This is a genomic window from Kitasatospora sp. NPDC041917 (assembly GCF_055589745.1).
On sequence record NZ_JBVJBI010000045.1, the window covers coordinates 40547 to 62582 of the forward strand.

The following is a 22036-nucleotide window of genomic DNA, read 5'->3' on the forward strand; positions in this document are numbered from 1 at the left end:
TGCTGGGTGGTGGTCGGTCGCCGCCCACGCTCGCAGCCGGGGCTAGCGGCCCGGTAAAGGACACCGGGGCGGGGCCGGCCGGACACGCCCCGGGCCCGCGGCCGTGAGGACGCGGGCCCGGCATCGCGAGGTCCGTCAGGAGGCGGCGGGCCCCCGGCGCAGGGCGTGTCCCAGCGCGAGGTGGGTCAGCCAGGCCATCCCGAAGGTGAAGGGCGCGGAGGTGTCCTCGGGAGGGCCCGGTATCGCCGTGCAGACGAGCATGACGGCGAGCGGTATCCAGACCCGCAGCAGCGCGTGCCGCACGACCGCCGCCCGGGGCGCGAGCCCGGCCAGGAGGGGGACGAGGAGCCCGGCGACTGCGAGCACGAGCGTGAGGCCGGTGTACTTCGCCGCCTCGAACACCGTCCAGACGAGCAGGAGGAGTCCGAGCCCGCCCCAGGCCGCGCGTCCGGCTCCGGACGCGGGGGTGGGGGTGGGACGGACGCCGGCGGTCTCTGGGGTCATGTCGTCTCCGCTTTCCGTGTCATGCGCCTCTTCCGTCAGGGCACTGATCGTCAGTATCGCTCGTACCACGGCGGTTTGCCGTTGGACGGCCGGACGGGGCCGGGCCCGGTCCCGTCCGGTCAGCCCGCCGTCCGCAGACCGGCCGGCTCCCAGTCCGGCTGCCCGGTGATCTCCAGGACCGCGCAGGTGCAGCTGAAGCCGGATCCGCCGCCGACCATCAGGACCCGGTCGCCCGGGGCGAGCCGGCGGTGCTCCAGCAGGTGGTTGAGGGCGGCGATCTGGTCGCCCGCGCCCAGGTGGCCCACCCGGCGGGCGAAGTCCCAGGTGGACTTCTCGAACGGGATGCCCAGCAGCTGCGGCACCTGCCACTCCATCCGGCTGCGGCCGCTCGCGAGCACCACCACCCGGGCGATGTCCTCCCGGCCGACGCCGGCGTCCGCCAGGGCGGTGTCCACGGCGGCGTTCATCACGGCGCCGACCCGCTGGGTCGCCTCGCGCAGGCCTCCGGCGTCGGTGCGCATGAAGTGGCCCACCCGGCCGAGCAGGTCCAGCGGCTCACCGGTGGGGACGGCCTTCAGCTCGGGGCCGCGGACCACCGCCTCCATGGCGTTGTCCGAGCCGCTGGCGGTGGACAGCAGCCGGGCGATCCCGCCCCGGCCGGACAGCACGATCGCGGTCGCGCCGTCGCCGTAGACGAAACCGGGCTCGCTGCTCCACCTCTTGATCAGCGGGGCGCCGAACCGGTCGGCGGTGGTGACCACGGCCGCCTTCTCCGGCTGACCGGCGATCTGGCGGGCGGCCAGTTCCAGGGCCCCGAGGGCGGCGTTGCACTCCTGCTGGAAGCCGAAGGCGATGGCGTCCCGGCCCAGCGCGTGGCCGGCGACGTAGGACGCGGCCGGCCACATCTCGACACCCTGGAACCAGACGCCGGAGTGAATCAGCAGCCCGACCTCCGAGGCGTCCAGGCCGGACCGCTTCAGGGCGGTGGTGGCGGCCTGGACCGCCATGTCCGGCGGGGCGGTGCTCTCGTCGGCCACGCAGACCGAGAGCAGGTCGTCCTGCTCGGCCTGCTCCGCGTCGTAGCGACCGTCCTCCACGGCCGTGCGGGCCGACTCCGGCTCCGCCAGCCACACCCCGGTTCCCGCCACGTAGACGTCTTCAAAGCGCATGGGTCGCTCCCTCTCAGCACGGACCTTCCCCGCATGATCGGCGGAGCGGCTTTGGCTCGGCTAAAGAGCACCGCCGGACCCTGGGCGCCCGGGCCGTGCGGACCACCGCGCGGCGAGAAGCGCGGAGGAGCCGCCCCATGCAGACCCCAGCACCGGACGGTTCCGGGCACCCCAAACGCTGGTGGATCCTCGGGGTGCTGTCCCTCGCGCTGTTCACCACCGTGCTCAACAACGGGCTGCTCAACGTGGCGGTCCCCGGACTCGTCCGGGACCTCGGCATCGACCTCGGCCGGACCCAGTGGATCGTCGACGCCTACGCGCTGACCTTCGCGGCCCTGCTGCTCACCGCCGGTGCCCTCTCCGACCGGTACGGCCGCAAGCGCGCGACGCTGCTGGGCGCGGCGCTGTTCGGCGGCGCGTCGCTGCTGGCCCCGGCGGCGGACGGCCCGGCCCAACTCGTCGCCGCCAGGGCCGCGATGGGCCTGGGCGCCGCGTTCGTGATGCCCGGCACGCTGTCGATCCTGAACCAGGTCTTCCCGGCCCGTGAACGTCCCCGCGCCATCGCGGTCTGGGGCAGCGTCTCCGCGCTGGGCGTGGCCGTGGGACCGGTGCTGGGCGGCCTGCTGGTGAGCCACTTCTGGTGGGGCTCGGTCTTCCTGGTGAACCTGGCTCCGGTGCTGGTGACCCTGCTGGCGGGCGCCGTCCTGCTGCCCGAGTCCGCCGCACCGGTACCCAGACCCGCGGACCCGGTCGGGGCGCTGCTGGGCGCCGGTGCGATGGCCGCCCTGGTGTACGGCGTGATCCAGGCCTCCGGGCACGGCTGGACGGCGCGGCCGGTCGTCGCCGCGCTGGCGCTGGCCGCCGGAGCGGCGGCCGCGTTCGTGGCCTGGGAACGCCGGCATCCCAGCCCCGTCGTGGACTTCGAACTGCTGCGCGACCGGAGGTTCCTGGGCGCGAGCGCGGGCAACATGCTGCTGTTCCTCGGCATCGCCGGAACGCTCTTCGTCCTCACCCAGCGCCTCCAGCTGGAGTTCGGCTACAGCGCGCTGCGCGCGGGGGCGGCGGTGGTACCCCTGGCGCTGGCGGTCGGCGTGGGATCGGCGTTCGCACCGGCGGTGGCGCGGCGGGGCGGTCCGCGGGGCGGCGTGGCCGGCGGACTGGCCCTGGCCGCCGGCGGGATCCTCTGTCTCGGCCGGGCGTCCGGGGACTATCCCCCGGTCCTGCTCGGGTGCGTCCTGATCGGCGTCGGCGGCGGTCTGGCGCTGACCCCGGCGACGGACACGGTGATCGGGCTGGTGCCGGCCGAACGGTCCGGCAGCGCGGCGGCGCTCAACGACACCCTGCAGGAACTGGGGAACGCCCTGGGGGTGGCCGTGGTCGGCACCGTCCTCGCACGCGGCTACGCCGACGGTACGGCGGCGCTGCCGGACGAAGCCGGTCGGAGCCTGGGCGGCGCCGTCGAGTACGCGGGCCGACAGGACCCGGAGGCCGGCTCGGCGGTCGTCGCCGTCGCCGAGCACGCCTTCGCCGGAGCCGCCGCGGCCGCCCTCGGCGTCGCCGCGGCGGTGGTGGCGGCCGGAGCGGTGCTCTCCTGGATCCTGCTGCCGGGTGCGGCCGGCCGCCGCCGGAGGGCTCCGTCGGCGGCGGCCGACGACTGATCAGCCGCGGTGCGCCGGCCGAAGGTCGAGCAGGTCCCGCGCCAGGACCGGCAGGAACGCCTCCGGGGCGTCGTGCGGGAAGAAGTGCCCGCCGTCGAAGAGGCGGACGGTGGTGCCGGCGGTGGAGTGCGGTCCCCAGGCCCGGAGCTCGTCCTCGGTCGTGGAGGCGTCCGAGCGGCCGCCGTAGACGGTGATCGGGCAGTCCAGCGGCGGGCCGGGCCGGTGCACATGGGTCTCGGCCACCGCGAAGTCGGCCCGCAGGGTGGGCAGCATGACGTTCAGCAGCGGGTTGCCGGCCCGGGCCTCGGCGCCGTGCCCGTTCAACGCTCCGATCCGCTCGAAGAGTTCGGGCGCGGGCGCGTCGTGCACCGGGGTCGCCCGGCGCGGGAGCTGCGGCGCCGGCAGGCCGGCCACCAGGAGCCGCCGCGGTTCGGGCAGGCCGAGCCGGTGCAGGGCCCGGCAGACCTCGAAGGCGATGCCCGCGCCCATGCTGTGGCCGAACCAGGCGTGCGGCCCGTCGAGCAGCGGGGCGACGTCGCGCAGCAGCGGCGGCAGCAGGTCGCCGAGCCGGTCGTGGGGGCGCTCCCGGAAGCGGGACTCGCGCCCCGGCAGCCGGATCGGCACGACCTCGATCTCCGGTCCCAGGTGCGGGGCCCAGGAGCGGAAGGCGGCCGCGCCGCCGCCCGCGTGCGGCAGGCAGAAGAGCCGGAGCCGGGCCGGGGGCCGTCCCCGGCGGCGCACGGCCCACTCCCCGGCCCGGGGGGCGGCCGGGATCCCGGTCAGTCCATCCATCGGGCCACCCTTTCGGCGAGTGCGAGGCAGGTCAGGTTGGGCGGGGCGCTGGGCATCACCGGGAGCACCGAGGCGTCGACGACGTACAGTCCCTCGGCGCCGTGCACCCGGCAGCGCTGGTCCACCACCGCCTCCGGGTCGTCGGCCGGCCCCATCCGGGCGGTGCCGACGGCGTGCCAGCTCGGCGAGACGAACCTGGTCACGGCGCCGCGCAGCAGCCGGTCCTCCCGGACCATCCGGTCGGTCCAGACCAGCACCCGCTCCAGCAGCCCCGCCATCGGCGCCGACCGCAGCAGTTCCCAGGCCTGCCGGACGGCGGCCATCAGCAGTTCGACGTCGGCCGGGTCGGTCGCCAGGCCGAGCAGGATCTCCGGCGGGGTGGCGGCGTCCGCGTCCCGGATCGTCACCGAGCCGCGGGAGGCGGGCCGCAGCACCATGGCGGACAGCCCGACGGCCAGTTCGGCGCGGAGCATGCCGGCGATCAGCGGGTTCGCCGCGACGGGCACCGCGTCCAGCAGGAACAGCCCCAGGTCCGCCGCGGCGCCGGCCGGGTCGGCGGCGCAGCGGGCGGTGACCTGGTGCCAGCTGTCGCCGGCCCGGCAGACCCCGGCGCGGGGCTCGGACCAGAGCACGACCGCCGGGTGGTCGACGAGGTTGCGTCCCACGCCGGGCAGGTCCAGTGCGGGGGTGATGCCCAGGGCGGCCAGCAGCCGCGGGTCGCCGATGCCCGAACGCTGGAGCACCGCCGGGGTGTTGACCGCCCCGGCGGCCAGGGTCACCCGGCCGGCCGCCACCTGCCGGAGCCGTCCGTCGCGGCGCACCTCGACCCCGGTGGCCCGGTTCCGCGCGTCCAGCAGGACCCGGGTCACCGTGCTGCCGGTCCACAGGGTCGGGCCGTCGCCCCGCTCCCGGGCAGGGCGCAGGTGGCTCTCGGCCGTCGAGATCCGGCGCTCGTCGACGGCGTTGGCGGGCGTGACGCCGGCGCCGAGCGCGGCGCCGGAGTTGAGGTCCGCCAGGACGGGCACGCCGAGCCGGGCGCAGCCGTTCAGGAAGGCCCGGGCCGTGGTGGCGAGCGCGCCCTCGCCGGTCCGGCGGATCGGTACCGGTCCCCGCGTGCCGTGCGCCGGCCCCTCGGCGTCGTGGTCCGTCTCCAGGGCGACCAGGTACGGCAGCATCCGTTCCCAGGTCCACTCCGGGTTGCCGGCGGCCGCCCAGGCGTCGAGGTCCGCGGGCAGCGGGCGCAGCGCGAGCGCGCCGTTGACGGCGGAGGAGCCGCCGACCACCTTGCCGACCCCGTACGGGAACCCGCGCCTGGCGCCCTCGGACGCCTTGGCGGTGAAGTCCCAGTTGCGGCCGGTCAGGACGGGCACCCCGGCCCGCTCGTCGGACGCGCCGTCGCCGTCCGGGAGTTCGCCGGCCTCGATCAGCAGCACCCGGCGCCCGGGCCGTCGCGACAGGCGTGCGGCGAGCACCGCCCCCGCCGAGCCCGCGCCGACGACCACGTCGTCCCAGTACGGGATCCCGCTCTCCGTGCTCACCTGCTCACGCCCCCCGCCGGTCCTTGACCAGGGCGGCCAGTCCGGCCACCGTGGGGTTCTCGAAGAGCAGTTGGAGGCCTTCCTCGGTGTCGCCCTCCCACTGGAACGCCTCCCGCACCTTGGTGAGGATGTGCACGGCGTACAGGGAGTCGCCGCCGAGTTCGAAGAAGTTGTCCTCGACCCCGAAGCCGTCGAACTCCATGACCTCGGCCCAGATCGCGAGCACGGCCGCCTCGAACTCGTCGCGGGGGGCGACGAGTTCCTGCTCGTCCAGTTCGCTCCACGGCGCCGGCAGCGCGGCGGCGTCGACCTTCCCGTTGGCGCTCAGCGGGATCGCGTCGACGAGCAGGCAGTGCTTGGGGACCATGTAGTCGGGGAGGCGCTCGGCCAGCTCCGCCAGCAGTACGGCCGGGTCCGGGCGCACCGGGCCGCCGGGTGCCGCGGCCCCGGGGTCGCAGCCGGGTCCGGCCGGGACGGCGTAGGCCACGAGCTGGCGGCGGCCGGTGGCGGGGTTGGTGTCGACCCGGGCGATCGCCCGGCCGACGCCCGGGAGCCGTTCCAGGGTGGCGGCGATCTCGCCGAGTTCCACCCGGTAGCCGTTGAGCTTCACCTGGAAGTCCCGGCGGCCGAGGAACTCGATGTCCCCGCCGGGCAGGTAGCGGCCCAGGTCCCCGGTGCGGTAGAGCGTCTCGCCGGTCTCCGGGTGGCGCACGAAGCGCTCCGCGGTGCGCTGCGGGTCCGCCCAGTAGCCCTTCGCCACGCCGGTGCCGCCGATCCAGATCTCCCCGGTGGCCCAGAGCGGGCGGGCCCGGAACCGGTCGTCGAGGACGTGCAGGGTCTGGTTGGCCAGCGGCTTGCCGTAGGGGATCCTGGCCCACTCGGCCGGCACCTCCCCGATCGGGTAGTGCACCGACCAGATGGAGGCCTCGGTCGCCCCGCCCAGGCTGACCACCTCGGCGCGCGGGTGCCGGGCGCGGACGGCGTCGGGCAGCGCCACCGGGATCCAGTCGCCGCTGAGCAGCACGAGCCGCAGGTCGCCGGCCCGCTCGTCGGACAGGCGGGCCGAGGAGTCCGCCCACAGCTGCATCAGGGCGGGCACCGAGTTCCACACCGTGACGCCGTGGCGCTCGGCCAGCTCGGCCCAGTGCAGCGGGTCGTGCGAGCGCTCGGGGCTCGGCACGACGACGGTGCCGCCGGCCGCGAGGGTGCCGAAGACGTCGTAGACGGACAGGTCGAAGGTCAGCGCCGAGAGGGCGAGCACCCGGTCGGCCGATCCGACCGCGAAGCGGCGGTTGATGTCCCGAACGGTGTTGACGGCCCCCCGGTGGTCGATCATCACGCCCTTGGGGACGCCGGTGGAGCCGGAGGTGAAGATCACGTAGGCGAGGTCCTCCGGGGCCGGCGCGGTCGGCGGCTCGGTGGCCGGCTGTGCCAGCGTCTCCTCGTCGTCCAGGGTCACCAGGACCGTCCCGGCGGGCCACTCCAGCTCGTCCCGGTAGCGGGTCGAGGTGACCACCAGGGCGGCCCGGCCGGACTCCAGCAGCTGCCGGCGGCGCGCCGCGGGCCACTGCGGATCGATCGGCAGGTAGGCCGCGCCGGAGGCCGTCACCCCGAGGACCGCCGGGATCTGCTCCGGGCCCCTGTCCAGCACCACGCCGACCAGCTCGCCGCGGGAGGCGCCGAGGCCGGCGAGCCGGTGGCCGAGCCGGTGCGCCGAGGCCAGCACGTCGCCGTAGGCGAGCGCGCCGCCCTCGGAGACGACGGCCGTGGCGTCCGGGGTGCGCCGCGCCTGGTCGGCCACGAGGCTCAGCAGCGTCCCGCCGGGCAGGTCGAGGGCGGTGGCGTTGACCCGCTCGCGCTCCTCCAGCTGCGCGGCCGGGGCCCCGACCGTGGGGGCCAGGTCGTCCCAGAGGGCCGGATCGTCGCTCAGCCGGCCGAGCAGGGTCCGGAAGGCGGCGAACATGTCGTCGAGCAGGCCGTCGGGGAACAGCGCCTCCACCGCGTCCCAGTTGAAGACCAGTTCGCCGTTCTCCTCCAGCACCTGGTGGTCGAGCCAGACCTGCGGGGTCTGGCTCACCCCGTGGCGGTAGTCGCCGAAGAACGCCATGCCGTCCATCGTGTCGGCGTCGCCCGAGAAGCCGAGGGCGCTGGTGAAGACGATCGGCATGCCGGCGCCGAGGCCGCTGCCGAGCCGGCGGGCCCGCTCGCGCAGCACGCGCACGCCGCTGTACGCCAGGTGCTCCAGGTCCCGCATCAGCTGCTGCTGGAAGCCGGCGGTGCGCCGGGCGAAGCTCTCGTCCTGGCCGCCGCTGATCCGCAGCAGGGTCAGCGAGGTGAAGTCGCCGATGATCCCGCCGATCTGCGGGTGCGCCTCGGCGGGCCGGTTGAACAGGGTCAGGTTGAGGGTGAAGTCGCCCTGCGACGTCCACTGGCGCAGCACGTCGGCGAAGGCCGCCAGCAGGACCGACGAGGGGGTCAGGCCGCGCTCCCTGGCGGTCTTCTTGACCAGCTCCCACTGCTCGCGGGGCAGCGAGGCCCGGCGGCGGGTGAAGACGGTCCGCTCGGCCGAGCCGGGCTGGATCGCCAGCGGCAGGTCCGGGGCCGGGGGCAGTTCGTCGAGGCGGTCCAGCCAGTACTTCTCGGCGGCCCGGTACCGGGCGCCGCCGCGCTTCTCCTCCTCGGCGAGGACGAAGTCCCGGTAGCCGATCGCGAACGGCTCCGGCGCCCACTGCTCGTCCTCGTAGTGGCGCTGCCAGTCGCGGAAGAACAGGTCGAAGCTGTAGGCGTCCATGATCAGCAGGTCGAGGCTGACGTGCAGGCGCAGCCCCTCGCGGTGCCGGGTGGCGCGGATGTCGAACAGCGGCCAGGTGTCGGGGGCGAGGACCTGGTGGTCCAGTTCGGCCCGCAGCGAGCGCAGGTGCTCCTCGAAGGCGTCCTCGGTGGCGTCCGCCCGGTCGTAGTGGCGGATCTCGTAGTCCGGGACCTCGGGCAGCACCCGCTGGCGGCCGTCCGGGCCGATCACCGCGCGCAGCATGTCGTGCCGGGCGACGACCTTGCGCAGGCTGCGCTCCAGACGGTCCACCTCCAGGCCGTCGCGGTCGAGCTCGAAGTAGAAGTGGGTGGCCACCCCGCCCAGTTCGAGCGCCCGGTTGTGGCCGATCCAGTAGGCGTGCTGGATGTCGGTGAGCGGGAACGGCTCGTGCCGCTGGTCGGGCCGCGCGGTGAGCGGCGCCGGGCCGGCGCCCTGCCCGGCCGCGCGGAGCAGGTCGATCAGCTCGCCGCGCCGGGCCCGGAGTTCGTCGCGGATCCGGGCGGTGACCGCGCCGGGCGGCGCGATCACTTCGAGGCTGTCGCCGGAGAGCCTCAGCTTGATGCCCAGGTGCTGGAGCTCCGAGATCAGGTCGTGGTCCATCGCGGGTCGTCCCCCTGGGGTCAGTGCTGAGCCGGACACGTGGTCATGAGTGCGGCGACGGCCGCGACGTGGGTGCCGGTGAGCAGGGTGTGGTGGGTGCCGTCGGTCCGGTCGGCGGTGGTCCGGCCGGTGGTGAGCGGGGCCCAGCCCCACTCGGCGGAGTCCGCGTGGGGGTGGTCGGCGAACTCGCTGACCCTCCCGTGCGCCGCCCGGATCACGGTGGTGTCGGCCGTGATCGTCCCGGCGCGGTAGCGGTGGCAGGCGGTGATGATTCCCCGGAACACCGGCCAGCTGAGGGCCAGGTCGGCGGCGTCCGGGAGGTCGAGCCCCTGTTCGCGGGCCAGCGCCACGGCCCGGGCGAGCCGTTCCGCCGCCGGGGCCGCGGCCACCTCGGCGGCCGCCCCGGGGCGCACGGCCGCCGGGTCGAAGCCGATGTCCAGGTCCTCCAGGAACCAGAGCAGCACGGCCGCCTCGTCCGTCTCCCGGGCCCCGTCCGTCTCCCGGGCCCCGGGGGCAGCGGCCCGCTCGGGGGCCGGGGAGTCGATCACCACGAAGCGCTCCACCGTCTCGCCCCGCTGCTCCAGCAGCCGGACCAGTTCGAAGGCGATCACCGATCCGGAGGACCAGCCGGCCACCCGGTACGGCCCGTGCGGGCGGACGGCGAGCAGCGCCCGCGCGTAGCACTCGGCCAGCTCCTCCACCGTGTCCAGCGGATCCCGGCCCACGCCCGGGCCGGGCGCCTGGAAGGCGTGGGCGGGGCCGTCGAGCAGTTCCGCCAGGCCCCGGTAGCAGAGCACGTTCCCGCCCGCCGGGTGCACGAGCAGCCACGGCGTTCCGTCGCCGGTGGCGTCGAGCGCCACCAGCGGGGACCACTCCTCCTGCCCGGCCTCCAGGAGGGCGGCGAGCTCGGCGACCGTCCGGTGCTCCAGCAGCGCCCCGAGCGGGGCGCGCAGCCCGAGCCGCTGGCCGACCAGGCCGATGACGCGCAGCGCCGCGAAGGACTGCCCGCCGAGCTCGAAGAAGTCGTCGTGGACACCGACCGACTCGATGCCGAGGACCGACTCCCAGATCTCCACGAGGACCTTCTCGGTCTCCGTCCGGGGGGCGGTGTACGTCCGGTCCTGTCCGTCGCAGGCCGGGCCCATGGCCTCCAGCGCGCGGCGGTCCAGCTTGCCGTTGGCGGTGAGCGGCAGGTCGTCGAGCACGACGACGAAACTCGGCACGAGGTGGCCGGGCAGCCGTTCGGCCAGGAAGCCGCGCAGTTCCTCGGGTTCCGGACGCGGTGCGCCCCGCTCGGCCACGGCGTAGCCGGCGAGCTGGCGTCCCGAGCCGGCGGTGCGGGCGACGACGACGGCGTTCCGTACGGCCGGGTGCCGGGCCAGGGCGTGTTCGATCTCGCCCGGTTCCACCCGGAAGCCCTGGATCTTGACCTGGAAGTCGGCGCGGCCCAGGAACTCGATGTCGCCGTCGGGGCGGTAGCGGCCGAGGTCGCCGGTGCGGTAGAGCCGCTCGCCGGTGGCCGGGTCGGTGACGAAGGAGGCGGCCGTCCGGGCGGGGTCGTTGAGGTAGCCGAGCGCGACTCCGGTGCCGCCGATGTACAGGTCGCCGGTGACCCAGTCGGGGGCGTCGCGGCCGGTCCGGTCCAGCACGCGCCAGGTCTGGTTGCCCAGGGGGCGGCCGTAGGGGATGCTCGCCCAGTTCGGGTCCACCCGGTCGATCGGGTGGTGGATGGACCAGATCGACGCCTCGGTGGCGCCGCCGAGGCTGACCACACGCGCCCCGGGCGCGATCCGCCGGATCAGCGCCGGGAGCCGGACGGGGATCCAGTCGCCGCTGAGCAGGACCACGCGCAGCGCGGGGAAGGTCAGCCCGGCCTGCTCGGCGGCCTCGGCGAACAGCTGCATGATCGCCGGTACCGAGTTCCAGACCGTGACGCCGTGCTCGCGCACCAGGTCGGCCCACTGCCCCGGGTCGGCCGACCCGGGCGGCGGCAGCAGCAGGGTCGCGCCGGCCTCGGCGGTGCCGAAGACGTCGTAGACGGACAGGTCGAAGCAGAGCGAGGACACCCCGAGGACCACGTCGCCGGGGCCGATGCCGAACCGGCGGTTGATGTCGACCACGGTGTTCAGCGGCCCGCGGTGGTCGAGCACCGCGCCCTTGGGCCTGCCGCTCGACCCCGAGGTGTAGATGACGTACGCGGTGTCGCCCGCATCGCCCGCCCGGGCCGGCGCGGGACCGGCTTCGGCGGCGGGCTCCCCCGCCGTCAGCACCGGGCAGGCGGCGACGGCGGCGATCGATTCCCGTTCCCCGGCCGAGGTGACGACGGCCGCCGCGGGGGTGTCGGCGAGCAGTTCGCCCACGCGTTCCCGCGGCCAGGCGGGGTCGATGGGCACGTAGGCGGCGCCGGCCGCGAGCACGCCGTACACGGCGGCGATCTGCTCGTCGCCCTTCGGCAGGACGACGGCGACCTTGTCCCCGGGGCGCACCCCGGCCGCGGCCAGCCGGGCGGCCAGCTCCTGGGCGCGGGCGTGCAGTCGCCGGTAGTCCACGGCGCCGTCCGCGGTCAGCACGGCCGCGGTGTCGGGCCGCTGCGCGGCCTGCCGGGCGAGCGCGCGGTCGAGCAGGCCCGTGGGCACGGGGCCGGCCGTGTCGTTGACGGCGGCCCGGCGCTCGCGCTGGGCGGCCGGCAGCAGGTCGAAGGAGCGGCGCTCCCAGGCGGCCGGGTCGTCGGCGAGCAGCAGGAGCAGGTCGCGGTAGGCGGCGTGCATGGCGTCGATCAGCCCGGCGGGGAACATCGCCTCGATGAGGTCCCAGACCACCCACAGGCCGCCGTCGCTCTGCTCCCAGAACTGGTTGTCGAGCAGCACCTGGGGCGTCTCCAGGTGGCTGAAGACCGGCTGGTCCAGGTGCCCCATGAACAGGCCGCTGCCGACCACGAACGGGCAGGCCGCCCGGCCCGGGGTGCGGCGCACCTGGTTGAGGGTCTGGAGCACCTTCACCCCGCTCCAGTAGGTGTGCTCCATGTCGGTCATGACCCGGGTCTGCAGCCGCCGCGCCCGGTCGTGGAACGGCTCGTCGTGCCGCCAGTCCACCTCCAGCGGGTAGAGCGAGGCGAAGTTGCCGACCACCTCGGTGATCTGGGGGTGGATCGGCAGCCGGTGGGTCATCATGTTGTTGAGCAGGAAGTGCCGCGAGCCGCTCCAGTGCGCCACCGTCTCGGCGTAGACCGCGTACACCGCGTTGGTGGGGGTGACGCCGTGGTCCGTGGCGCGCCGCTTGAAGCGGGCCCACTGCTCGGCGTCCAGGGTGAACTCGCGCCGGGTCAGCCGGGCCCGGGTCCGGGTGTCCGCGCCGCTCACCAGCGGCAGGTTCGGCGCCTCGGGCCAGTCGGCCATCCGGTCGCACCAGTACGCCCGGGAGGCCTCGCCGCGCTCCGACTCCTCCAGCGCGGCCAGCGCCAGCACGCAGTCGCGGTAGCCCAGTTCGAGGTCGTCCAGGGCCTCGGACGGGTCGTGGTAGGCACGCAGCACGCTGTCCAGGAAACGGCCGGTGCCCGGGCCGTCGCTGAAGAAGTTGTTGTTGTTGTAGTGCAGCCGGGCCCGGCCGTCGCCGTAGCGGGTGATCCGCACGTCCATCCAGGGCCAGGTGTCCAGCGGGAGTTCGGCCGCCTGCATCTCGTCGCGGGTCCGCTCGACGGCGGTCATCGCCTCGGCCTCGCCGGCCTGCCGCAGGTCCGCCACCCGCACCCGTACGGGCGCCGGGTCGCGGACGGTCTCCAGTTGGAGGTCCTCCCGCACCACCACCAGGCTGCCGCGCTGGCGGTGCAGCATCCGGTTGAGCGCGGCCTCGAAGCGCTCCGGGTCGAGCTCCGCGAAGTCGAACTCCATGTACTGGTGCGGCCGGACGTGGTACTCGAACTGGGCGGTGCTGCCGACCAGGAAGGACATCTGCAGGTCGGACGGGGGGAACGGTTCGTGGCGCCGCTCGGGGTCGGGTACCGCCCGCGGCAGCGCGCCGGCCTGCCGGGCGGTGTCGCCCTGCTTCAAGAGGGCGATCAACTCGGCCTTGTTCTCGGCGAGTTCGTGCCGGATGTGGTCGGGAAGCGAGCCGGCGGCGGCGCGCACCTCGATGCGGTCGCCGTCGACCAGCCGCAGCCGGACGCCGTGCTGGGCGAGCCGGCCGAGCAGCTCGGCCGGGTCGCCGTGCCGTCCGTGTGCTGTCATTCCGGGAACTCCTGTTCGGGCGGTCGGGGGCGCGGGCCCTGGCGGGCCTGGCCCCGCGGGGAGGCTGGGCGAGTCGGGTGGTGGGGAACGGGGCGCGACGGCGCCCGGTGGTGCGGGGGCGGGGCCGCCGGGGCGGCCCGCGGTCCTCGGAGACCGCGGGACGTCCCGGGGCGGCCGACGGCACGGCCCGCGGGCGGGTCAGAAGGTGAGGACCTCGACGTCCCCGGCCTCGTCGGCCCCGCCGTCGTCGGCGGCGACCAGGCTCCGGAGCGTGATCTGCCGCAGGATCAGGTCGACCACGTCGGCGACGGTGTTGCCGCCGAACACGAAGGAGGGCGGGACGTCCGCGGAGAAGTCCGCCAGCAGCCGGTTGCGCAGCCGGACCGCGGTCAGCGAGTCCAGACCCAGCTCGTTCAGCCGCCGGTGTCCGAAGGTCGGGCGCAGCTCGTCCCGCTGGCGCGCCGTGAGGCCCAGCAGCTCGCCGGCGGCGGCCAGCAGTTCCTCGGTGACGGCGGCCCGCCCGGCCCGCGGGTCGCGCAGGGCGAGCTCGACCGCCTGCTCGGCGGTGCGGTGCCCGGCCGGCTCCGCCGGCGCCTGCGGCGACCGCCCGTCGAGGGACGGCTCCGCGGCCCGCGCCGGGGCCAGGCCGCTCAGCAGGGTGTACGGCGGCCGCCGGTCGTCGGCGGCCGTGAACGCGGCCCAGTCGACCGCCGCCAGGCCCACCACCGGCAGGTCGCCGCCCAGCACGCGCCCGAAGGCCGTCAGGGCCTCGTCGGTGCCGATCCCGGTGATGCCGGCGCGGGCGAGCCGGGCGAGCAGCTCCGGGCGGGCGGCCAGGCCGGCCTCGGCCCACGGGCCCCAGTTGATGCTGAGGGCCGGCTGCCCGTCGTGGCACCGCTGTTCGGCGAGAGTGTCCAGGAAGGCGTTGGCGGCGGCGTAGTTGGCCTGGCCGGCCGATCCGGTCAGCGAGGCGAGCGAGGAGTAGAGCACCAGGAAGTCGAGCCCGGCGTCGGCGGTCAGGGTGTGCAGGTGCTGCGCGCCCCGGACCTTCGGCCGCAGGACCGCGGCGAAGCGGCCGCGGTCGAGGTCGACCAGCGGGGCGTCGTCGGTGGTCCCGGCGGCGTGGACGACGCCGCGCAGCGGGGGCAGCTCCCGGCCGATCCGCCCGAACAGGCCGGTCATCGCCGGCAGGTCGGCCACGTCGGCGGGCCAGAGCTCGACCCGCACACCGGCGGCCCGCAGCTCCGCGACCTCCCGCGGGGGTTCGGCCGGCACGGAACGGCCCGTCAGCACCAGGCAGCGCGCACCCAGGTCGGCGAGCCGACGGGCGGTGGCCAGGCCCAGCGCGCCGAGCCCGCCGGTGACCAGGTAGCTGCCGTCCGCCCGGACGGGTGCCGTCGGCGAGCCGCCGAGCGCGGCCTCCCGCAGCCGGGCGGCGTACCAGCGGCCGTCCCGCACCGCCAGGTGGCCGCGCCCCGCGAGGCCGGCGACCCGCGCCAGCAGTCCGGCCAGCGTCGGCGGGGTCCGGCGCGGTTCGAGGTCCACCTGGACGCACGTGAGGTCGGGGTACTCGGCGACGACCGCCTTGGCCAGTCCGGTCAGCGGCGCCTGGCCGGCGTCCGGGCGGGTCGGCGCCTGCGGCACCCGCACCGCGCCGGTCGAGCAGACGACCAGGTCGGGCCGGTCCGCGCCGAACTCCCGCAGGAACCCGCGCAGGATCGCGAAGGCCGTGCCGGCGAGCACGACGGCGTCGTCCCCGGCGCTCTGGAGGACCAGTCCGGCGACCCCGTCCACCCGGCCGCGGGCCTCGGCGAACAACCGGGCCACCGCCTCGTCCGAGGCGTCCGGGGCGACCAGCAGACCCAGGGCCGGGACGGCCGCCTCGGCGCACCAGCCGTCCACCAGCGACGCGTCCGTCCCGCAGACCAGCCAGGTGCCCGGCCGGCCGGCGGTACCCGCCTCCGGCGCCGGCACCCAGTCGGTGCGGTAGCCCCGCACCGCGGCCCCGGCCGCCACTCCGGCCGCCGCTCCGGCCGCCGCCGCGATCCGCTCCGGCGCGACCGGCCGCAGCCGCAGCGCCTCGACGGTGGCCAGCCGTTCGCCGTCCTCGGACACCAGCTCCAGGTCGAAGGAGCGTTCGCCGTCGGCGCCGGTTCCGGCGTCCCGGGCCACGCACCACAGCCGCGAGGGCAGCGGACGGTGGACGGTGATCCGGTCGATGCCCACCGGCAGGAGCAGCTCCCCGGTGTCGCCGAGGAACGCGGCGGTCGTGTGGAAGCACGCGTCGAGCAGGACGGGGTGCGCCCGGTACGCCGCCCGGTCCTCGGCCGGGAGGTCCGCCTCCACCAGCCCGACGGCCTCCTTCTCGCCCGCCCACAGCGCCCGGAGGGCGCGGAAGGCCGGGCCGTACTGGAGGCCCCGGGCGCGCAGCGTCCCGTACAGGGCGTCGACGTCCCGCTCGGCCAGGGCGGCCCGCAGGAGGCCGGGGTCGACCCGGGTGTCCGGGGCCGGCCCGGCGGGCCGGGCGGCCTCCACCGTGACGTGCCCCGTCCAGGCGGCCGCCCCGGACACCCGCGCGAAGCCGCGGACCCGGTGACCGTCCGGCAGGGGCTCGACGACCGCCTGGGCGGTGACGGGCGCGTCCTGCGGCAGGGCGAGGAAGGCGGTGAAGGACACGCCCTGCAGCGTCCGGGGCCCGTCACCGGCGACCTCGCGGACGGCCGCGTCGGCCCACTCCGTCATCGCGGCGGCGGGCAGCACCGGCCGCCCGGCCACCCGGTGCTCGTCGAGGTACCACGGCTGCCCGGCGGTCAGCGTGCGGGAGAACCAGTGGCTCCCGGCACCGGCCAGCTCGACCGGCGCGCCGAGCAGCGGGTGCCGTCCGTCGCCGCCGTCGGTGAACCAGTGCCGGGTCGGGGCGAGCGGGTGGCCCGGCAGCGGGACCGGCAGCGGCGGCCGGCCGTGCTCCCCGTCCCGGTCCCGCAGGACCCCGGCCCAGTCGACCCGTCCGCCCCGGACGTACCACTCGGCCAGCCCGCGCCGGAAGCGGTGGTCGTCGGTGTCGTCCCGGTGCAGGGTCGGCAGGCCGACGGCGTCGGTGAGCACGGCCTCGACGAGCGGACCGAGCACCGGGTGCGGCCCGCACTCGACGACGGTGGTGCAGCCGAGCGCGGCCAGGGCGGCCAGGCAGTCACCGAACCGCACCGGTTCGAGCGCGTGCCGGGCGAAGTAGGCGGCCGAGAACTCCCGCTCGACGGCGCCGGTCAGGTTCGCCACCACGGGGATCCGGGGGGTGCGGAAGTCGACCGTCGCGGCGATCCGCTCGAACCGCGCGACCGGCCCCTCCATCAGCGGCGAGTGGAACGCCCGGGTGCCGTGCAGCCGGGTGACCTTCGCGCCCCGCCGCTCCCAGTCGGCCGCCAGGTCGGCGGCCGCCCGCTCCGCGCCCGAGACCACCACGTCCTCGGGCCCGTTGAGGGCCGCGAGCACCACCGAACGGTCCTCGGGAAGGTCCGCGCACAGCTGCGCGATCAGCTCGCGGCCGGCGTGGACCGCGTACATCGACCCGGCCTCCGCCAGCTCCTGCATCAGGCCGGCGCGGGCGACCACCAGCCGGACGGCGTCGGGCAGGCTCAGCACGCCGGCGACGCAGGCCGCCACGTACTCGCCGAGGCTGTGCCCGGCCACGGCGTCGGGCCGCACCCCGCAGGCGCGCCACAGCTCGGCCAGCGCGTAGTCCACGGCGAACAGGGCCGGCTGGGCGAACTCGGTCCGTTCCAGGTCCAGCCGCGGGCCCGGGGCGTCGCACAGCGTCGGCAGCAGGGAGACGCCGAGCTCCGCGCGCACCAACGCGTCGACCTCGTCGAGCGCCGTGCGGAAGGCCGCGTGCCCGAAGTACAGCGCCCTGGCCATCCCGGGGTACTGCGCGCCCTGGCCGGTGAACACGAAGGCCACCGGCCCGGGACCGCCGCCGTGCGCGACGCCGTGCACCACCGCGGGGGACGGCAGGCCGTCGCGGTACGCCTCCAGGGCCTCCGCGGCCTCCCGGTTCGACCGGGCCAGCACGGCGAGCCGGTGGTCGTGGTGCTGGCGCCGGGCGCCCGCCGTGTGGACCAGCGCGCTCCACGCCGGGGCGGCGCCGCTCTCCCCCGCCAGCACCCCGGCGTAGTCGGCGGCCAGCCGGCGCAGGGCGGGCCCGCTCTTCGCCGAGACCGGGAGGAAGGACCACTCGCCGCCCTCCGCGGCCTCCACCCGGGCCCGCCGGGCCGGCGCGCCGGAGAGGATCACATGGGTGTTGGTGCCGCCGAAGCCGAAGGAGCTGACCGCCGCCGCCCGGGCGGGGCCCTCGGGCCACTCCGTCGTCGAGCGCGGGATCCGCAGCCGGGAACCGTCCAGCCCGATCAGCGGGTTGACCGTGTCGACGTGCAGGGAGGCCGGGATCCGCCGGTGCTCCAGGCAGAGCACCGCCTTGATCAGGCCGGCCATGCCCGCCGCGGCCTCCAGGTGGCCGATGTTGCTCTTCACCGAGCCGACGTGGAGGTCCGGGCCGGCCGACTCCCCGTACACGGCGCGCAGCGCGCCCATCTCGATCGGGTCGCCGAGCCGGGTGCCGGTGCCGTGGGCCTCGACGTAGCCGACCTCCTCCGCGGTCCGGCGGGCGGACCGCAGGGCCGCCCGCAGCACGGCCTCCTGGGACGGTCCGTTCGGCGCGGTCAGCGTGCTGCTGCGCCCGTCGGAGGAGACGGCCGAACCCTCGACCAGGGCGCGGATCCGGTCGTCGGCGGCGACCGCGTCGGACGCGCGCCGGAGCACCACGACACCGCAGCCCTCGCCGCGCACGTAGCCGTCCGCCGCCGCGTCGAAGGTCTTGCACCGGCCGTCCGGCGCGAGCATGCCCGCCTCGGTGAAGACCGTGGTCGGCCCCGGGTCCAGGAGCAGGTTGACGCCGGCCACGACGGCGAGGTCGCACTCGCCGAGCCGCAGGCTGGTGCACGCCTGGTGGAGGGCCACCAGGGAGGACGAGCAGGCCGTGTCCACCACCTGGCTGGGGCCGCGCAGGTCCCACAGGTAGGAGATCCGGTTGGCCGCGATGCTCGACGCGTTGCCGGTCCCGTCGTGGGCCGTGACCGGGACGCCGGCCCGGGCCTGGAGCCGGCCGTAGTCGTTGGTGCTGATCCCGACGAAGACGCCCGTACGGCCCCCGGCCAGCGCCTGCGGGTCCGCCCCGGCGTCCTCCAGGGCCTGCCACACCGTGGTCAGCAGCAGCCGCTGCTGCGGGTCCGTCCGGCGGGCCTCGTCGCGGGAGACACCGAAGAAGGCCGCGTCGAACTCCTCGGCCCCGTCGACGAATCCGCCCCGGCCCGGCTCCCCGTGCTCCAGCCGGTAGCCGAGCAGACGGCGGTGCGCCGGGACCTCGGTCACCGCGTCCCGGCCGTCCAGCAGCAGCTGCCAGAACGCCTCGACGTCCTGGGCACCGGGCATCCGGCAGGCCATGCCGACGACGGCGATCGCCTCGCGGTCGTCGGCCGCCCCGGCGGATCCGGCCCGCTCGGTCCGGTCCGTCCTGTCGGTCCGCTCGGTCTTGTCGGTCTTGTCGGTCTCGTCGGTCGGCCCGGTCCGGTCGCCCGTGAGCGCGGCGGCCAGCGCCGCGACGGTGGGGTGGTTGTAGAGATCCTTGGCGTCGACCGGGGCGCCGAGCCAGGCCCGGAGGTCGGCGGCGAGTCCGGCGATCCCCGCGGAGTCGAGCCCGAAGGAGCCGAAGGGGGCGTCCTGCGGGACCTCCCGGGGGGTGAGCCGGCGCAGACCGGCGATCCGCTCGGTCAGCCAGTCGGCCACGGCCTGCCGGGAGCGCTCCGGCGCGGCGTCCGCGGGGGTGTCGCGGACGGCCGCCACGGAGGAAACGTGGACCGGCTTGAGCCCGTCCTCCAGGAAGAGCCGCTTGCACTCCTGCCGGCGGACCTTGCCGCTCGACGTCAGCGGGAGCTGGGCCGGGCGGATCAGCACCACGGTCCGCGGGTCGAGTCCGTGCTCCTCGACGACGGCGAGCCGGATGCTGCGGACGACCTCGTCGCGGTCGGCGCCGCGGAATCCCTCCCGGGTCAGTTCGCTGACCACGACCAGCTGTTCGACGCCCTCGGCGTCCTCCACCGGGAAGGCGACGCCCTTGTCGCGTTCGAGGGCCGGGTGGGAGTCCGCGACGGTCAGCTCGATGTCGTGCGGGTAGTGGTTGACACCGCGGACCACGATCAGGTCCTTGCGCCGTCCGGTGATGTACGTGTGCGGGCCGAGCCGCCCGCCCAGGTCCCCGGTGCGCAGGTACGGGCCGCTGCCGTCGGCCAGACGGGCCCCGAAGGCGGCCTCGGTCGCCTCGGCGTTCCGCCAGTAGCCGGGGCTCACGGTGTCGCCGCTCAGCCAGAGTTCACCGCACTGCCCGTCGGGGACGGGGGTCCGGGTCTCCGGGTCGACGACCAGCAGCCCGGTGTCCGGCAGGACGTCGCCGTTGCTCGGGAGGCGGCGGCTTCCCGGCGCGCCGTCCGCCACGCGCCGCAGCCGTCCGCGCCCCAGCTCCTCGATGTCGAAGGAGGCGAGTCCCAGCGGCTCGTCGCGCCGGCGCACCGTCACGGCGAGCGTGGATTCGGCCATTCCGTAGGCCGGGGTGAAGATGTCGGCGCGACATCGGAACGGCGCGAACTCGGCGGCGAACCGCTCGATCGACTGCGGGCGAATCGGTTCGGCGCCGATCATCAGCGTGCGGAGCGCGGAGAGATCCAGGCCCTCGCGGTCCTCGGGGCGGATGCGGTCGCAGCACAGGTCGAGCGCGAAGTTGGGGCCGAAGGTCAGCGCGGCCCGGTAGCGGGTGGCCGCGGCGAGCCAGCGCAACGGCTCCTGGACGAAGTCGATCGGCGCCAGCAGCACGTTCGTCGCACCGGCCCGCAGCGGGAACAGCAGGCCGGCCACCAGGCCGAAGTCGTGGAAGAGCGGCAGCCAGGACAGCGACACCTCGTCCGGCCCCAGCTCCAGCCCGTCGGCGAGCATGTCGAGCTGCTGGACGATGTTCCGGTGGGTGACCATCACACCGCGCGGGCGCCCCGTCGAGCCGGAGGTGTACTGGAGGTAGCCGACGTCGTCCGGGCGGAGTTCGGGCTCGCGCCAGTCGTCCGGGTCCGCGGCGGTGAGCTCACTTGTCGTCATCACCGCGCAGGAGGAGGGGAGTTCACCGACCATCGACCGGACCCGGTCCGCCCCCACCACGGCGAGCCGCGGATCGCAGTCGTCGACGATGCCTTCGACCCGGGCCCCCTTGCGGCTCCGGGTCGGCGGGAAGGCGGGCACCGCGATCGCCTGCGCGTAGAGGCAGCCCAGGAAGGCGACGGCGTAGTCGACGCCCTGGGGCAGCAGGATGAGCACGCGCTCGCCGGCCAGGCCGCGGGCCTGGAGCCCCGCGGCGAACGCCCGCGCGCGGCGGTCGCACTCGGCGAACGACAGCCGGTCGAGCTCGCTCTCCCCCTCGGCCAGCATGATGATCGCCGGCTTCTCCGGAAACTCGTCAGCTCGTGCACGAACATCATTGACAATGGACACGGAGAAATCCGGACGAGACTTTGTTGCCACGCTTTATCCCGCTTTCGGAGCAGCCTGAAGTGACACACCTGAAGCCGTGAAGGAAACCACTGGAAACCTGCCGGAACGGCAGTGAAAAGTACTCGGGCAGACAAAAGGAAGGGGAGGCGGCAACGCGCCTTCAACCCTCCGACCCGAGGCGGCCTCAGCAGATGCCGGGCATATCCGTTCGCATGGACAACACCACCCTCGACCACTCCCCCGTTTCGCACTCCGGCCGGCCCGGGCTGCCGCGTGATCCGCCGCCCCACCCTGCCGGAGTCCATTGAATTGATGATCACCGTAATGAGCGGCCAGGGGTGCGTCAAGCATCGTCGGAGTTCCTCACAAGCGAAATGCAAGACCACCCCTTCCCCGACACCTGTGAAGAAAGAGTGCGAAAGGACGGCCAGCGTGCAGAAAACGGGCATTGCCGCCATACGGCCCCGCCGGCCCCCGGGGCCCGGACCCCCGCCGCCCGACCCGGCCACGACCGTCGGGTCGGGGTCGCACCGCCCGTACGCTGCACGAATCCAGCCCCACGGCAGCGGATCAGACGCTCCGTCAAGATCAAAGAACCGGCGGATACGGCTGGCGCTCCCTACCGAAGCGATCTATGCTCTGTTTCGGCCGCATGACCGAATGGGCTGCCCGACACGGGGAGGTGGGCACGGGGAGCCCGGTCGAATCGGATCGGCCCACGGACCCCGCGCGGGGATTCGGCGGGAAGTCCACAGACGCATTCCCGCCCGAGCTCGGGTGCGAGTTCCAGCACTCCGCGACATTCCAGGTCGCCGCACCGACCACCCGCCGGGCCGGGTGGGGGGAACAGTTTGAAACTGTTGGCGTGGACATTGCATGACAATGCGCGATCGCTGAGCCGTCAGAACTTCACAGGAGACGGCCCGTTCGGATTTCCTGCCACCGGCCACGGGGCCGCTTGATCCGGGATTCCCCGGACTCCTCGGGCATCCGCCGAGCCGTGGGCCCCGCCGCACCGGGCGGGCGAGGAACAGCTTTCGACAATGGGGGACGACTGCATGACCGCGACTGACTACGCGTCGTTGGCGGAGAGGGCCGGGCGCGCGTTGGAGGAGGCCTCCGCGCAGGAGGTCCTCGCCTGGGCGGCCGAGACCTTCGG

8 protein-coding genes are annotated in these 22036 nt (G+C 75.3%); 1 reads left to right on the forward strand and 7 read right to left on the reverse strand.

The features are described 5' to 3' along the window. Window positions 1–135: 135 nt before the first annotated feature. Both ACZ6EM_RS34390 and ACZ6EM_RS34395 read right to left on the reverse strand, forming a co-directional pair. The gene (locus ACZ6EM_RS34390; protein ID WP_401043954.1) at window positions 136–504 is read right to left on the reverse strand and encodes a hypothetical protein; all 369 of its coding nucleotides are present in this window, start codon (window positions 502–504) and stop codon (window positions 136–138) included. A gap of 119 nt (window positions 505–623) precedes the next feature. Further along, window positions 624–1673, reverse strand: a complete 1050-nt coding sequence (locus ACZ6EM_RS34395; RefSeq protein ID WP_401043951.1) for a ketoacyl-ACP synthase III family protein — start codon at window positions 1671–1673, stop codon at window positions 624–626. 137 nt (window positions 1674–1810) lie between these two features. Between ACZ6EM_RS34395 and ACZ6EM_RS34400 the strand changes: the two genes are divergently transcribed. Beyond that, window positions 1811–3331 carry an MFS transporter gene (locus ACZ6EM_RS34400; RefSeq protein WP_401043948.1) on the forward strand — a complete coding sequence of 507 codons (1521 nt, stop codon included), beginning with the start codon at window positions 1811–1813 and terminating at the stop codon, window positions 3329–3331. Here ACZ6EM_RS34400 and ACZ6EM_RS34405 read toward each other — a convergent pair whose 3' ends face one another. The 5 genes from ACZ6EM_RS34405 to ACZ6EM_RS34425 all read right to left on the reverse strand — a co-directional run bounded on the left by ACZ6EM_RS34405 (window position 3332) and on the right by ACZ6EM_RS34425 (window position 20907). Next, a complete protein-coding gene (locus ACZ6EM_RS34405; RefSeq protein WP_401043945.1) occupies window positions 3332–4123 on the reverse strand; it encodes a thioesterase II family protein in 792 nt (263 codons plus the stop codon). It abuts the gene before it with no gap. Next, window positions 4111–5661 (reverse strand): GMC family oxidoreductase, encoded by a 1551-nt coding sequence (locus ACZ6EM_RS34410; protein ID WP_465774112.1) that lies wholly within the window; start codon window positions 5659–5661, stop codon window positions 4111–4113. The genes ACZ6EM_RS34405 and ACZ6EM_RS34410 overlap by 13 nt, the downstream gene beginning before the upstream one ends. Window positions 5662–5665: 4 nt before the next feature. Beyond that, a complete protein-coding gene (locus tag ACZ6EM_RS34415) occupies window positions 5666–9073 on the reverse strand; it encodes a non-ribosomal peptide synthetase (protein ID WP_465774113.1) in 3408 nt (1135 codons plus the stop codon). Window positions 9074–9093: 20 nt separating this feature from the next. Next, complete coding sequence (locus ACZ6EM_RS34420; protein ID WP_465774114.1) at window positions 9094–13296, reverse strand: non-ribosomal peptide synthetase; 4203 nt, start codon at window positions 13294–13296, stop codon at window positions 9094–9096. Window positions 13297–13494: 198 nt separating this feature from the next. Beyond that, window positions 13495–20907 (reverse strand): type I polyketide synthase, encoded by a 7413-nt coding sequence (locus ACZ6EM_RS34425; RefSeq protein WP_465774115.1) that lies wholly within the window; start codon window positions 20905–20907, stop codon window positions 13495–13497. Window positions 20908–22036: the final 1129 nt, after the last annotated feature.

Bases quoted from the DNA above. Each gene is read 5' to 3' on its own strand.
- ACZ6EM_RS34390 (WP_401043954.1), bottom strand. From the start codon at position 504: ATGACCCCAGAGACCGCCGGCGTCCGTCCCACCCCCACCCCCGCGTCC.
- ACZ6EM_RS34395 (WP_401043951.1), bottom strand. From the start codon at position 1,673: ATGCGCTTTGAAGACGTCTACGTGGCGGGAACCGGGGTGTGGCTGGCG.
- ACZ6EM_RS34400 (WP_401043948.1), top strand. From the start codon at position 1,811: ATGCAGACCCCAGCACCGGACGGTTCCGGGCACCCCAAACGCTGGTGG.
- ACZ6EM_RS34405 (WP_401043945.1), bottom strand. From the start codon at position 4,123: ATGGATGGACTGACCGGGATCCCGGCCGCCCCCCGGGCCGGGGAGTGG.
- ACZ6EM_RS34415 (WP_465774113.1), bottom strand. From the start codon at position 9,073: ATGGACCACGACCTGATCTCGGAGCTCCAGCACCTGGGCATCAAGCTG.
- ACZ6EM_RS34420 (WP_465774114.1), bottom strand. From the start codon at position 13,296: ATGACAGCACACGGACGGCACGGCGACCCGGCCGAGCTGCTCGGCCGG.